This is a genomic window from Sphaerisporangium sp. NBC_01403, from assembly GCF_045040145.1.
Taxonomy (GTDB): domain Bacteria; phylum Actinomycetota; class Actinomycetes; order Streptosporangiales; family Streptosporangiaceae; genus Sphaerisporangium; species Sphaerisporangium viridialbum.
The window spans coordinates 106,116-119,523 of sequence record NZ_CP109534.1 but is presented as its reverse complement, the minus strand read 5'-3'; the positions used below and the strand labels follow the sequence as shown (position 1 = coordinate 119,523).

10 protein-coding genes are annotated in these 13,408 nt (G+C 69.6%); 7 read left to right on the top strand and 3 right to left on the bottom strand.

The window, feature by feature from the left end:
* Positions 1 to 172: 172 nt before the first annotated feature.
* On the bottom strand, positions 173 to 3,523 hold the full coding sequence (locus tag OG589_RS00445) for a BTAD domain-containing putative transcriptional regulator (protein WP_405145170.1): 3,351 nt from the start codon (positions 3,521 to 3,523) through the stop codon (positions 173 to 175).
* Between the two features lie 340 nt (positions 3,524 to 3,863).
* Here OG589_RS00445 and OG589_RS00440 point away from each other — a divergent pair, with 340 nt between their 5' ends.
* Both OG589_RS00440 and OG589_RS00435 read left to right on the top strand, forming a co-directional pair.
* Positions 3,864 to 4,616, top strand: a complete 753-nt coding sequence (locus tag OG589_RS00440) for a sulfotransferase family protein (RefSeq protein WP_405145169.1) — start codon at positions 3,864 to 3,866, stop codon at positions 4,614 to 4,616.
* Complete coding sequence (locus OG589_RS00435; protein ID WP_405145168.1) at positions 4,613 to 5,797, top strand: glycosyltransferase family 4 protein; 1,185 nt, start codon at positions 4,613 to 4,615, stop codon at positions 5,795 to 5,797. The genes OG589_RS00440 and OG589_RS00435 overlap by 4 nt, the downstream gene beginning before the upstream one ends.
* A gap of 54 nt (positions 5,798 to 5,851) precedes the next feature.
* On the opposite strand, the gene OG589_RS00430 is transcribed toward OG589_RS00435, so the two are convergent.
* Both OG589_RS00430 and OG589_RS00425 read right to left on the bottom strand, forming a co-directional pair.
* The gene (locus tag OG589_RS00430; protein WP_405145167.1) at positions 5,852 to 7,489 is read right to left on the bottom strand and encodes a glycosyl hydrolase family 8; all 1,638 of its coding nucleotides are present in this window, start codon (positions 7,487 to 7,489) and stop codon (positions 5,852 to 5,854) included.
* 477 nt (positions 7,490 to 7,966) lie between these two features.
* Positions 7,967 to 8,275, bottom strand: a complete 309-nt coding sequence (locus OG589_RS00425; RefSeq protein ID WP_405145166.1) for a hypothetical protein — start codon at positions 8,273 to 8,275, stop codon at positions 7,967 to 7,969.
* Between the two features lie 371 nt (positions 8,276 to 8,646).
* Between OG589_RS00425 and OG589_RS00420 the strand changes: the two genes are divergently transcribed.
* The 5 genes from OG589_RS00420 (at position 8,647) to OG589_RS00400 (ending at position 13,393) form a co-directional block, all read left to right on the top strand.
* A complete protein-coding gene (locus OG589_RS00420) occupies positions 8,647 to 9,495 on the top strand; it encodes a helix-turn-helix domain-containing protein (RefSeq protein ID WP_405145165.1) in 849 nt (282 codons plus the stop codon).
* Positions 9,496 to 9,712: 217 nt separating this feature from the next.
* Positions 9,713 to 10,117, top strand: a complete 405-nt coding sequence (locus OG589_RS00415) for a DUF397 domain-containing protein (protein WP_405145164.1) — start codon at positions 9,713 to 9,715, stop codon at positions 10,115 to 10,117.
* Positions 10,118 to 10,707: 590 nt separating this feature from the next.
* Positions 10,708 to 10,929: a DUF397 domain-containing protein gene (locus OG589_RS00410; RefSeq protein ID WP_405145163.1), complete on the top strand. Its 222-nt coding sequence runs from the start codon at positions 10,708 to 10,710 to the stop codon at positions 10,927 to 10,929.
* 108 nt (positions 10,930 to 11,037) lie between these two features.
* Positions 11,038 to 11,466 (top strand): large conductance mechanosensitive channel protein MscL, encoded by a 429-nt coding sequence (gene mscL / locus OG589_RS00405; RefSeq protein ID WP_405145162.1) that lies wholly within the window; start codon positions 11,038 to 11,040, stop codon positions 11,464 to 11,466.
* Between the two features lie 280 nt (positions 11,467 to 11,746).
* Positions 11,747 to 13,393 carry a PQQ-dependent sugar dehydrogenase gene (locus OG589_RS00400; RefSeq protein WP_405145161.1) on the top strand — a complete coding sequence of 549 codons (1,647 nt, stop codon included), beginning with the start codon at positions 11,747 to 11,749 and terminating at the stop codon, positions 13,391 to 13,393.
* Positions 13,394 to 13,408 lie beyond the last annotated feature (15 nt).

Genomic DNA, 13,408 nt, shown 5'->3' with positions numbered 1-13,408 from the left:
GGGATTTGCCCCATGTTCCCCCGACCATGCCACTCAGCGCAGCTCGGTGAGTCAATCACTTGTCCAAGGGGGACATTGTGCGTCTGTGTCAAGGACCTTCTGTCACGGCGCCACTCCCCACGTACTGCCACGTGATCGTGCGGCACGAGCCAGGCTACTCGACATCGCCAGGTCAGCCCGCACCGGACACTCGCCTCTCGGCGGCTCGCGCCGCCTCCTCGCCGATCTCCTCGTCCCCGGTCACCTCGGCGAGCAGAGCCAGCACCGGCGCCTCGTAAAGCAGGGCGCCCGAGCTCCTGACGAAGTCCAGCCCTTCCCTCAGATGCCGCTCGGCGAGGGCCACGTCGCCGAGGGCCACGGCCAGCCTGCCGAGGCACAGCTCGGCCAGCGACCAGCCGAACAGGCCGTTCTTGAGGGTGATCCGGTCGTACAGCGCACGCGCGGCGGCCGGGTCGCCCACGGCCAGGCAGATCTCGCTCAGCGCGTCGGCGATGAACCGGTAGTAGAGGTCGTGACCGACCGCCTCGAACCCGTCGGCGGACAGCTCTGCGAGGACCGCCCGCACCTCGCCGCGCCGGTCGAGGTGCGCACCGGCCGCGTCCGGGGCCGCCGCGCCGAGGTCGAGCAGGGCGAGGCAGCGCACGAGCCGCCTGCTCAGGTCGTCGGGACGTCCGGCGGGCATCAGGTCGGCCATCGCGAGCGCCTCCGCCGCGCGACCGCGGGACCGCAGGACGAGCGCCCTGAACAGCTGGGTGCGGGCGTCTGGGTCGCCCCGGCCGAGCGCCCCCTCGGGGTGGGCGAGACCCGACTCCTCCGCGCGGGCGAGCGCCTCGCCGAACCGGCCGCGCAGGTAGGCCGTGATGGCCGTCTGCCAGGCCGCGAGGCTCACCATCGCGGGCTGGCGAAGGCTCAGGGCGGTCTCGTACAGCCAGGCCAGGAGCTCGTCGGCCCGGTCGAAGTCGCCCGCCGAGACGCGCATGATGTAGTCGGCCTCGCGCCCGAGCCACTCGTAGGGAAGGTCCCCGATCCTGACGCCGACCTCGATGATCTCGTCGACCAGGGCCTGCCGCTCGCGGGGGTCGGCGTCGCCGCGCAGCAGCATCTCGTGGGCGACGAGCGCGCGAAGCAGCGACCGGTCGTCCCCTGACCGTCTGGCCCGCCGTACGGCCTCCATGGCGAGGTCGCCGCTCTCCTCGATCGACCGCCGGTAGTAACCGGCCACCGCCAGCGCCGCCAGGAGTTGCGGCGCCCAGGGCGAGTCGCCGGGATGGTCGCGCAGGACCCGCTCGATGCGGGCGGCGAACCTGTCCATGCCGGCCCATTCCTCGAACATGAGCCAGTAGATCAGGTCGGAGAAGCCGAGAGCGGCGCGGGCGAGCCGGTCGATGTCGCCCATCTCCTCGGCGAGCGCGGCGGCCTCGTCCAGCGTGGCCCGCACCGCCGTGCTCATCCCCGCGGCCGCCTGCGCCTCCGCGAGGTCGAGGAGCAGGTCACAGCGCAAAGCCCGGCCCGCGGGGGGCGCGGTCAGCCGGACGGCCTGCCCGAGGTGCTCCACCGCGTCCTCGTAGGCGAACTGCCCCATGGCGTGGGCCGCCGCGCGGCGGGCGTAGTCGATCGCCTTGGCGGCCGTCCCCGAGAGGACCAGCCCCTCGCGGTAGTGGTGGGCGATCTCGGCCAGGGACGCGTCGCCGCGGCGCTCCAGCACGACGGCCACCCGCGCGTGCAGGCGGCGCCTGCGCAGCGGGGCGAGCCCGGAGCGCAGCACATCCCTGACGATGTCGTGGACGAACCGGTGGGCGATCGGCGGCTCGGCCCGCTCGGCGAGCAGCCCGGCGCGCACCGCCGCGTCGAGGATGTCGAGCACCTGGTCCTGCGGCACGTCGGCGATCTCGGCCAGCACGTCGAGCAGCACGTCCAGCCGGGCCTCCCTGCCGAGGAGCGCGGCCGAGGTCAGGACGTCGCCGGTGTGCGGCGGCAGTGCGGCGATGCGACCCATGACGACGTCGGAGACGGCCTCGGGCGCGGGGACGTCCTCGCCCAGCCGCACGACCTCGCCCAGGAAGAAGGGGTTCCCCGCCGTCAGCCGCGCCATCCGGCCCGCGAGCGCCGGATCGGCGCCCGCCCGGCCGAGGTACTCGCCGATGGCGGTCTCCGACAGGCCGCGCAGGGCGATCCGCTCGACGTGCGGCAGCCGTACGAGGGCCGAGAGGGGGCGGGACAGCGGCCGGCCGGCGTCGGTGTCCCGGTAGGTCGCCACGATGGTCAGCGCCGGGCACGCGCGGGTCGTCGCCAGGAACTCCAGCAGCCCGAGCGAGGAGACGTCCGCCCACTGGAGGTCGTCGAGGACGACGAGCACGCGGCCGTGCCCGTTCACCAGCCGGACGACCGCCTCGTAGAGCGGGAAGCCCTCCCCCGCGCCCGCCAGCTCGGCCAGCTCGCCCTCGCGCCCGGTGAGCTCGCGCACGGCCTGCGCCCACGGCCAGAACGGCGGGGCGCCGCTGCCGTCCCAGCACCGGCCGAACACCACCGTACGGCCGGCGGCGCGGGCGGCCCGCGCGGCCTGCTCGGCGAGGCTCGTCTTGCCGATCCCCGGCTCTCCCGCGATCAGCACGACCCTGTGGTCCGCCGCGGCGACGGCGTCCGACAGCAGGGCGGACTCCCGCGCCCTGCCCACCAGCGGCGACGGCTCCGGCACGGGCAGGGCGGGTGCGGCGGGTGCGGCGGGTGCGGCGGGTGCGGCGGTGATCGTGCCGCGAGGGATCAGCGAGGGATCCTGGGCGAGTATCGCCCTCTCCATCTCGCGGGAGCCAGGGTCGGGGTCGAGGCCCAGCTCCTCGACCAGCAACCGCCTTCCCTCGGCGAGCGTGGCCAGGGCGTCGGCCTGCCGTCCTGCCTGGTAGAGCGCGTGGGCGCGCAGGCGGCGCAGGCGCTCGCGCAAGGGAAACCCGGCGAGGAGCCGGGTCAGCTCGGGCACCATCCCGGCCCCGATGCCAAGGCCGAGCTCCGCCTCGGCGGTGTCCTCCACCAGCGTCAGCCTCAGCTCGCCAAGGTGGGAGATCTCCGCACGCGCCCAGGAGTCCTCCTCGAAGCCCGAGAGCGGGTCTCCCCGCCACTCGGCGAGCGCGCGGCGCAGCTCGTCCCTCGCCCCGGCCAGCTCGCCGCGGCCGAGCAGCCGCGCCCCCTTCGCCGCGTGCGCCCTGGCCCGCGCGAGGTCGAGGCTCTCGTCGGGAACGACCAGGGCGTAGCCCCCGAGCTTGCTCACGAGGATGCTGGGGGCCACCGCGCGGACGCGTCCGGGCTCCAGGATGCGGCGGAGCTTGGAGACGTACGCCTGGACGGTGTTGAGCGCGCCCGCGGGCGGCTCGTCCTCCCAGAGCGCCTCGATGATCCTCGCGGGGCTCATCGGGCGCGGCGCGGCCAGCATGCACATGGCCAGGACGGCCTGTTGCTGGTGCGGTCCGAGGTCAAGGGGGCTCTCGCCGTCGGCGAGCACGCAGACAGGACCAAGCAGGCGAAACTCCACGCAGCTCCCTTGGATGCCCGAGCAGGACTGCGCCGATATTAACCAGTGCCAACCCGGTCGCATACGGCATACCTGGCACGGTCCATCCAGTGTGCCGGAATTCCACTCAAGTGGCGAAACATGGTGGTAACACTCAGCTGACGTGCAGGAAGGCTCAGTGGATTCCCAGAAACGCTGGGTAGCGTGCACCGGCATGGATTGGAAGCGCAAAGCCAACGAGACCCTGGGCGGGTTCACGGGATTCCAGCTCAGCAGGGTCGGCCAGGCGGGGCCGTCCGGACCGGGGGTTGCTCCCGCGACCACCAGCCCTGTTAACACAGTTGAAACAATCAGGCCGCCAGTGGACCCGAAGACGGACCGCCTGCTGGTCGCGCCGGTCTTCGTCCTGTCGCCCGTGCGCTCCGGGTCCACGCTGCTCCGGGCGCTGCTCGACAGCCACTCGATGCTGCACGCCCCCCATGAGCTGCATGTACGGCGGCTGACCGTCGGCTTCGGCACGTCGCTGGCCGAGAAGGCGATGGACGCGCTCGGCCACAACCAGGCCGACCTGGAGCACCTGCTGTGGGACCGCGTGCTCCACCGCGAGCTGGCCAGGAGCGGCAAGCAGACCATCGTCGACAAGACGCCGGCCAACGCATTCGCCTACAAGCGCATCGCCACCTGCTGGCCGGACGCCCGGTTCGTCTTCCTGCTGCGCCACCCGGTGTCCATCGCGCGGTCGTGGTACGAGGCGGGCGGGGAGAAGAGGTCGCCGGAGGACGCGGCGCTGGACGCCCTGCGCTACATGAAGGCGGTCCAGAAGGCCAGGACGGCCCTCACCGGGCTCACCGTGCGCTACGAGGACCTGACCCGGGACCCCGAGAGCGAGACGCGGCGCGTCTGCGAATTCCTGGGCGTCCCCTGGGAGCGGGAGATGCTGTCCTACGGCGACCGCCTGCTGCTGGAGAAGGGCCTCGGCGACTGGAAGGACAAGATCCGTACCGGGACCGTGCAGCCGGGACGCGAACTGCCCGGCGCGGACGAGATACCGGAGTCGCTGCGGCCGATCTGCGCCTGCTGGGGCTACACCGCGGACAAAGCGGAGGGCCCATGAGGATCCGCTACCTGCTCCTGCACGCGTACGGCATGGGCGGCACGATCCGCACCGTGATCAACCAGGCCGGCCACATGGCCGCCGCCGGGCACGACGTCCAGATCGTCAGCGTCGTGCGGCGCAGGAAGAAGCCGCAGTTCCCCGTAGACCCCCGCGTGGAGATCGTGACGCTGGCCGACCAGCGGGACGGCGTGCGGCGCGACTCGGTGGCGCGCCGGGCGTGGCGGAGGATGCGCGGCAAGGTCGTCCCCGCCGGCGAGTTCGCGGCGTCGTACTTCACCGAGCGCGTCGAGAAGGCGGTCATCGACTACGTCTCCTCCCTCGACTCCGGGGTGCTCGTGACAACCCGGCCGGCGCTGAACCTCATCTCCGCGCGCCACGCCCCAGAGCACGTGGTACGGGTCGCGCAGGAGCACATGAACCTCGCCACCCACAGGGACGACGTGCGCGAGGAGATCGTGCGCCACTACGGCGGGCTCGACGCCGTGGTCGTGCTCACCGAGACCGACCGGGCGGACTACCAGCGGGTGCTGCCGGAGGCGCGGGTCCACCGCATCCCCAACGCGGTCCACACGCTCGGCCCCGCGACCTCCGGGGACGGCGGGCGCATCGTGGTCGCGGCCGGTCGCCTGTACGCGCAGAAGGGGTTCGACCTCCTCATCCCCGCCTTCGAGTGGGTGGCGCGCGCGCATCCCGACTGGCGGCTGCGCATCTACGGCACCGGCCCGAAGAAGGCGGAGCTGCAGGAGCTGATCGACCAGCGGCAGCTCGGGGACAACGTCTTCCTGATGGGACGCAGCGACCACCTCGACCAGGAGCTGGCGAAGGCTTCGATCTTCGTGCTCAGCTCCAGGTTCGAGGGGCTGCCCATGGTGATGATCGAGGCCATGACCCACGCGCTGGCGATCGTGAGCTTCGACTGCCCCACGGGGCCGGGGGACGTCATCACGCACGGGTCCGACGGGTTGCTCGTCGCTCCCGAGGATGCCGGGGGGCTGGCCGAGGCCATGAACCGGCTGGTGGAGGACGCCGAACTCCGGAGGCGCCTCGGCGCCGAGGCCAGGAGGACGGTGCGGCGGTACTCGCCGGACGAGGTCATGCCGGCCTGGGAGAGCCTGTTCACCGAGCTTCTGCGGGCCAAGCAGGACGGCGACCACCGGACGCGCATGCCGAACGGCTAGCGCTTCACACCGGGGCACGCCGCCCGGCCGGGGGGGGGCCGGGCGGCGCGGGGGTCAGGGCACCCAGTAGTTGCCGCTCGCGATGATCATCACCTGGAGCTGGATGCTGGTCGAGTAGTAGTCGCTCGACGTGAACGAGGTGTTGAGCATCTTGGTCCACAGGGCGTCGAGCCATGCCTGGCTGCCGGGGTCGGTCATCGCCGCGACCGTGAACGGCGCGAAGAACGCCGGCTCGCTGCCGCTCTCGATCTGCGACCCCGCGAGCGAGTAGCCGACCGCGATCTTGGCGGGGTCGCCGCCCGTCTTGCCCTTGATCCAGGTGTTCAGCTTGCGCGCCGAGGCGAGCGAGGCGCTGTCGCCGCTGGTCACGGCGTCGGCGCCGATCCGCCACGGGTCACGGCAGGCGTTCCACCAGTACTTCCCGTCGTTGGGGTCCTCCAGCACCTGCCCGGGGGCGGGCTTCGGCGTGGAGTTGGTGTTCACCACGAAGTCCGCGAGCAGGCCGGTCGAGGAGGCGTAGGTGGCCTGCTGGGAGGTGATCAGGTTCTGGTGGGCGGTCCTGATGGTGTCCCAGGCGGTGTCGCCCGTCGCCTTCCTGAACGCCCTGAAGTGGTCGATCAGCCAGTCGGACGACCGGGTGATGTAGTAGGTGGAGTCCCCGGAGGTGCTCCAGTCACCGAGCCGCATCAGGTGGGTGGCCGGGTTCACCTCGCTCGCCTTGATGGCGTTGATGTGCCTGGTCGCGAGGTCCTTGTAGTTGTAGGTGCCCGCGCTCCCCCACTGCCGGTCGGCGAGCAGGAGGCCGTAGGCCACGTCGAGGTCGCCGTCGGTCGCCGAGTCCGAGCCGTTCACGCTCTTGCAGGAGGTGTCCTGCTCGGCCGCCAGCAGGTTCGCGTTGTTCACCGAGGGGTGCGCGAGCATGTACTTCACCATGCCGTCGAACGCGGTCTTGGCGTTCGGGTCCGCCCCGGCCATCGTCGCGAGGACCACCATGCCGTAGCCCTGGCCCTCGGCGACGTAGGGGTGGTCGGCGTCCGGCGAGATGACCTCGTACCAGCCGTTCCCGCAGTTCTGCTTCAGGAAGGCCGCCTTCCACTTGTTGTAGTAGGTGATGACGGCCTGGTCCAGCGTCGCCTGCGAGCCGGACGGCCTGAGGGTTCCCGAGGCGTACGGGAACAGGTGGCTTCCGAACGGCACGGCGGGGCCGCCACCGTCCGCCTGCGTCGTGACGGTCAGGTAGTCGACGTTGGGGCCGCCGTTGGCGGTCGTGGCCGTCGCCCGGATCGTGTTGGCGCCCGCGTTCAGCGTCGCGGTCACCGTGCCGTCGGCCCAGGTGTCCCAGGAACCCGTCCCTGCGAACGCCTTGGCGGCGGCGACGACCGTGCCGTTCACGCTGATGTCCATCGGGCGGTTGACGGCGGTCCCGTTGGCGTAGCGCACCACCAGGCCGGCGCTGCCGGCAGTGGGCGCGTTGACCGACCACTGCACATAGCTACCGGAGACGTTGGTGTAGTCGACGAAACCCGAGCCGGAGTACCCGGAGTGGTCTGCCGCCACCGAGCCCTGCGAGATCGTGGCGGCCTCCGCCTCGTACCGCGTGGAGGCGGCCGAGGCGCCGACCTGGGCCGTGGCGGCCAGCGTGAGGGTGAGCGTGACGAGGATGGTGGAGACGGTGCGTGGAAGGCGATGCACCTTGGCTGTCCTCTCCCTAGGGGGTGTTCGGGCGATGGGGCCAGGAGAGTTAAGAAAGCTTCTTAACAATTCTTGACCATAGGAACACCGTCAACTGGGCGCCGTCAAGCACCTGCGGGAGCGTATTCGGCGAGACTTGTCCGCGCAGTTCAGAGCAGCGGAAGGCCCCCGATGCGGCCCTGCCGCACCGGGTCGGCACTGTCAGGGCCGTCTTGTCAGGACGCGTCGTGGCGCGCCCGCCAAGGCGGTCCGGCAGCGCGGGCTCATGTGGTCGGAACGGTCGCACCGAGCCTTCGAGGCGTTTGTTAGTAAGGTTTCCTTACCTGCCTCTGCGGAGGACCGTAAGGCCGTCACGGCCGATCGTCAAGGTTCTCGTCACGCGCATACGGCGGGGGCGCCGCCGATCGGGCGGAACGGCTCAGGCGCTCTTCCTGGCGAGCGGGACGGCTCGAATGCTTTCCAGCCGAGCGGGACGGCTCAGGCGCTCTTCCTGGCGGCCGGAGGCTCGAAGAAGTTGAGCAGGCCGTCGCCCTTGCAGGTGCGGCACGCGCGGCCGCCTTCCCCCCTGCCGTCTCCCCCGCATGTGCAGCACACGACCACCCGGTCGAACCGGGGATCGCGGTAGGTGTGCCTGGTCCGGTACCGGCTGATCGCCCAGCCCTGCACCCACGCGAACCCGTCGATCTCAGCGAAAAAGGCGTCGCTGAGCTCCCAGTGGCGGGCCATCGCCTGCTCGCGTATGAGGGTCCATAGGTTGACTGCGATCCCGGTGGGGCTGACATTCATAGAGGATCGTCCTCTCGTCCGGGTGACGCGGGTGTTCCGGACCGGACCGATGCCCCACCACCGATCCAGCCTTGAGTCGGCTCCGAACCGGCCGTCCGGCTCGTCGCACGGCCGTCCCCGTCCCGCAGGGGCGCCACCCCGCCATGGCGCGACTTCACAGGGGTGGTATCAGCTGCGTTAGGGGCTACCCTTCTCTTTACCCTGGTTCATGCCAAGTGCAACCGCCAATGGCAATTGCCACAGGAAAGTGTCGTCGGCGTATACCTTCGGCGTCCACCCCGGGCGAATAGTGTTAGCTGTTAGCAACGGGAGCTGCCTGGGCAAACTTGGGGGCACGCGGCGATGGCCGCATCAGGAAGAGGTGAGCGTCGATGGCCGGGGCGAATCCGACCCTACGGCGCCGGCAGCTCGCCACCCGCCTCCGCGAACTGAGAAAGGGCGCGGGGCTGAGCCTCGAAGAAGCCGCCCAGAGGCTCGAATGCTCGACGGCCAAGATCAGCCGCATAGAGACCGCCCAGCGGAGCGTCATTCCCCGGGACGTGCGCGACCTGTGCCAGATCTACGGGATCGACCAGGCGGAGGCCGACGCCCTCATCTCCATGGCCAGGGAAGCGCGCCAGGCCGGCTGGTGGCAGGAATACGAAGACCTGGACCTCGATCCGTATATCGGCCTCGAAAGCGAGGCGTCCTCCATCACGATGTACGAGACGACCACCGTTCCGAGCCTCCTGCAGACGGAGGACTACGCGCGGGAAGTGATCCGCGGATGCCTTCCGCGGATCAAGCAGGAGGTTCTCGAGGAGCGCGTCGACGCCCGCCTGAAGCGGCAGCGGCTCCACACCGAGGACGACCCGCCCAATTGCTGGGTGCTTCTCGACGAATCGGTCCTCCACCGTCACGTCGGCGGTCACTCCGTTATGCACGCCCAGCTTGAACGCGTCATCGAGCTCTCCGGCCTTCCCCATGTGATCATCCAGGTGATTCCCTTCACGGTCGGGGCGCACATCGGCTTCGACAGCATGTTCATCCTTCTGGAATTCCCCGACAACATGGTTCCGGACACCGTTTATGTCGAGTCTTTGATGGGCGATTTCTATCTCGAGAAGCCGCGCGAGCTGGAGCGCTTCCGCGAGGTCATCACCCACCTGCGGGCCGCGGCGCTGAATCCGCGCGACTCGGTTTCCCTGATCGCCGACATGCGCATGCGGTACGCGCCGTAGCGGGTGGGGCCTGGCGCACGGTGGGAGCCTCTCCCCCTTTCGCCGCGCTATACCCCATACAGGCCAAACCACGCTTCATGTTCGAACGGGTACCGCAACGACACTTCGGACTATTCGCTCATATCGGACATGTAGCTATGGGAACTACGGGAGGAAGCTCCCGAGTAAATACAGATCTCTCCAACTTCGACCAGCTCAACCCCTTGATCGTATTGACATGTCCCCAGTAGCTGCGATAAATGATCACCAGGAGCCCCCGCAAGCAGAGAGCCTGCCCTTCCACGGCCAGGTCTCAGCGGGGGCTCATGCCTATTTATCCGGCCCGATCATGTCGGTCGCGCCCGTCCGGGGGACGCCATCGTCCGGATGGACGCACGGCGAGGGATCATCAGTGACATCAGGAGAGACGATGACGTCGCATCACCCTTTCGGGTATTCCGGCCCGCAGTGGCGGACCGCAAGCGGATGTAACAACGGAACCTGCGTGGAGGTCGCCGAGCTTCCGCACGGCGGCGTCGGGATCCGCGACAACAAGGACGGCAACAGCCCCGTCCTCGAATTCACCCTCGACGAGTTCCGCACCTTCGTGCGCGGCGTCAAGGCCGGCGAATTCGATATCTGATCCGGAGACCCCGCTTCGCGGCCCGCTTTCGGGCCCCGGCGGATCCGGTGAGAGACAGTGCGACCGAGGACGCCGGCATCGGCGCTCCGGCCGCTGAGAAAGCAACCAGATCCTTCACCTAAAGGCCGACGGTCGCGGAAAGGCCCGGACGTTACGAGCGTCGGGCAGGCCCGCGGGAGCACCGCTCCCAATATGATGCGTGACAGTGGAATCCAGATGAAACGCGGGCGAGCAGGCGGCGCCGGACAGCTCTACCGGCGCCGTTTTCGAAGTCCGCCGCCGCACCCACCGGCCCATCATGACCTGGCTTAACGCGATTCTTCAAGTTATTTCCGGCATTCTCGCCATTCGTACCCCCCGGCCGCCCGCGAAGCCCGTTCGCCATGCCCGGCCCCGCCGCGGGGAGTGGATCAGGGGAGATGGCCGTCGCATCTGGGATGGTTATTGACCCCAATGGTCACATCACTCGCTCGGACGCCTGGAACACCAGCGTGACGGCACCGTTTTTCCGAGCGGCGATCAACTATAATTTCGCCGAGCGCAATGCCCTGAGCGGAAATACGGCGAAGGTTTCATGGAGAGGGAGGCGCATGTCAGGCGAACCTGCGTTCCATGGGGTGACGTGGTACGCGGCTTGCAACAACGGCAGTTGTGTCGAGGTGGCGTACGACGACGGGTGGATCGGCGTGCGTGACGGCAAGGATGACGGAAGCCCGATCCTCGTCTACTCCGGCACCGAGTGGGAGTCCTTCATCGAGGCCGCCAAAGAGGGGCGGTTCGACCTCGACCGGCTTGTGACCGACAGCCGCTGAGCATGCCGCGAGCGCCCGCGCCTCTTCTACCTCGACCGGGTTTGCGGAGGAACGTATGGGTAGCCGGAGACCTTTCCCCTTGCAGCATTCCCCCCGGAGGATACGCAGATGGGCGGATTCAAGAAGTTCTTGATGCGCGGCAATCTGGTGGAGCTCGCCGTCGCGGTCGTCGTCGGCGCCACCTTCAGCGGGCTGGTCCAGGCGCTGGTGGCCGACCTGGTGACACCGCTGATCGGCGCGATCACCGGCGGCAGGCAGCCCGACTTCTCGAAGTACTCCTTCAAGCTCAACGGTTCTGAGTTCAAGTACGGCGACTTCATCAATCACCTGCTGACCTTCCTCATCATCGCCGCGGTGATCTACTGGCTGGTGGTCATGCCGATGACGCGGCTGATCGGCTTCTTCGACCGCGACAAGAAGGCGACCGAGAAGCAGTGCCCCGAGTGCCTGAGCGACATCCCGATCGACGCCCGCCGTTGCGCCTTCTGCACCGTCGAGCTCACCGCGGTGCCGGCCGGCGACCGGCCGCCCGCCTGACCCGGGGCCACCGGCACCTCGCGGGGGCACACCCCTGGTGACCGCCCCCGCGGTGCCTCCTGGACGTCCCGGCGAGCGGCTGTACCGATCTTCACCGGTCTGCTATAGCTCCGGCATAGCCCCGGTGTCTTTTCGGCAAGAACCTTTACGAATCCACCTCTTCTGGGTGACCATGGGTGCGTTCCGCCCCTGCCGCGTCGCCGCATCGGCGAGACCCGCGATGTGACCTGCGGGTCGGCAGGCCCGATAGATCCAGCCTTTCGGTGATCTAGGAGGACGCATGCGCACACGGAACCCGCGGTTACGCGACTTCGGCCGCGTCGCCGCCGTACTCGCCGGGCTGCTGGTGACGGCCGCCGCGCCGCCTCAGATGCCGACCACGCCGGGCCGGCCGTCGTGCTCGGCCATCACCCCCAGGGGCCTGACGCTGTCGTGGGGCGCCTCGACCGACGACGTGGGCGTCGCCGCGTACGACATCTACAACGACGGCAACAAGCTGGGCGAGGCCCCGGGAAACGCCACCTCCAAGGCGCTGACCGGGCTGTCGCCCGCCACCCGGTACCACCTGTCGGTGTTCGCCCGTGACGCGGCCGGCAACGTGTCGCCGAGCAGCGCCCAGGCCGTCTGCACCACGCGGTCCGGCTCGGACACCCAGGCTCCGACGGCACCCTCCGGGCTCGGCTCCTCCAGCGTGGCCTCCACCAGCGCGCGCCTGTCCTGGACTGCCTCCACCGACAACACCGGCGTCACCGCGTACGAGGTCAGGAGCGGTTCCAACGTCTACGCCACCGTGACCGGCACCCCGCCGGCCACCTCCGTCACCGTCACCGGCCTGGCGTGCGACAGCCCGTACACGCTGACCGTGGTCGCCAAGGACGCCGCGCTGAACGTCTCGGCGCCCAGCAACCCGGTGTCGTTCACCACGACGTCGTGCGCGGGCGACGGGGGCACCCCCTCCGGGATCACCACCATCTCCACCGGCTGGTCGATCCCCTGGGGCACCTACTGGATGCCGGACGGGCGGACGGCCCTGGTGACCGAGCGAGACACGTTCAAGGTCTTCAAGGTCACGCCCGCCGGGGCGCGCACGCAGGTCGGCACGGTGCCAAACACGGTCACCACCGATGGCGAGGGCGGCCTGCTCGGAGTGGCGGTCGACCCAGCCTGGGCGAGCAACCACTACGTCTACTTCATGCACACGGCCTCTGAGGGCAACCGCGTCGTCCGGATGACCTACAACGGCACGACCCTGACCGGCTACACGATCCTGGTGCAGGGGATCAAGAAGAACCGCTACCACAACGGCGGCCGCCTGGCCTTCGGCCCCGACGGCCACCTCTACGCCACCACCGGCGACGCGCAGACCCCCAGCCTGGCCCAGGACAGGAACTCGCTCAACGGCAAGATCCTCAGGATGACCACCACCGGAGCGCCCGCCCCCGGCAACCCCTTCGGCACGCTGGTCTACTCCTACGGGCACCGCAACCCGCAGGGCCTGGCCTTCGACCGCAACGGCCGGCTCTGGGAGGCGGAGTTCGGCAACAACTACGTCGACGAGCTCAACCTGATCAAACCCGGTGCCAACTACGGCTGGCCCACCTGCGAGGGCACCTGCGGCGTCTCGGGGATGACCAACCCCAAGGCGACGTGGCCGGTGTCCACCGCCTCCCCGAGCGGCATCGCGATCGTCCGCAACGTGGTCTACATGGCGGCCCTGCGGGGCGAGCGCCTCTGGAGGATCCCGATCAACGGCGACACCGAGGCCGTCGGCACCCCCACCGCCTACTACGTCGGCACGTACGGGCGCCTGCGGACCGTCACCAAGGTGCCGGGCGGCGACCAGCTCTGGCTGTCGACCACGAACGCCGACAACAACGGCGGCGCCGCCCCCGGCTCGGACCAGATCTTCCGCGTCACGATCTCCTAGCGCCTTCCCGGGTAC

What these genes read in the sequence shown, in the direction of transcription:
- OG589_RS00435 (WP_405145168.1), top strand. Translation starts at nt 4,613, where the DNA reads ATGAGGATCCGCTACCTGCTCCTGCACGCGTACGGCATGGGCGGCACG.
- OG589_RS00425 (WP_405145166.1), bottom strand. Translation starts at nt 8,275, where the DNA reads ATGAATGTCAGCCCCACCGGGATCGCAGTCAACCTATGGACCCTCATA.
- OG589_RS00420 (WP_405145165.1), top strand. Translation starts at nt 8,647, where the DNA reads ATGGCCGGGGCGAATCCGACCCTACGGCGCCGGCAGCTCGCCACCCGC.
- OG589_RS00415 (WP_405145164.1), top strand. Translation starts at nt 9,713, where the DNA reads ATGTCCCCAGTAGCTGCGATAAATGATCACCAGGAGCCCCCGCAAGCA.
- OG589_RS00410 (WP_405145163.1), top strand. Translation starts at nt 10,708, where the DNA reads ATGTCAGGCGAACCTGCGTTCCATGGGGTGACGTGGTACGCGGCTTGC.
- mscL (WP_405145162.1), top strand. Translation starts at nt 11,038, where the DNA reads ATGGGCGGATTCAAGAAGTTCTTGATGCGCGGCAATCTGGTGGAGCTC.
- OG589_RS00400 (WP_405145161.1), top strand. Translation starts at nt 11,747, where the DNA reads ATGCGCACACGGAACCCGCGGTTACGCGACTTCGGCCGCGTCGCCGCC.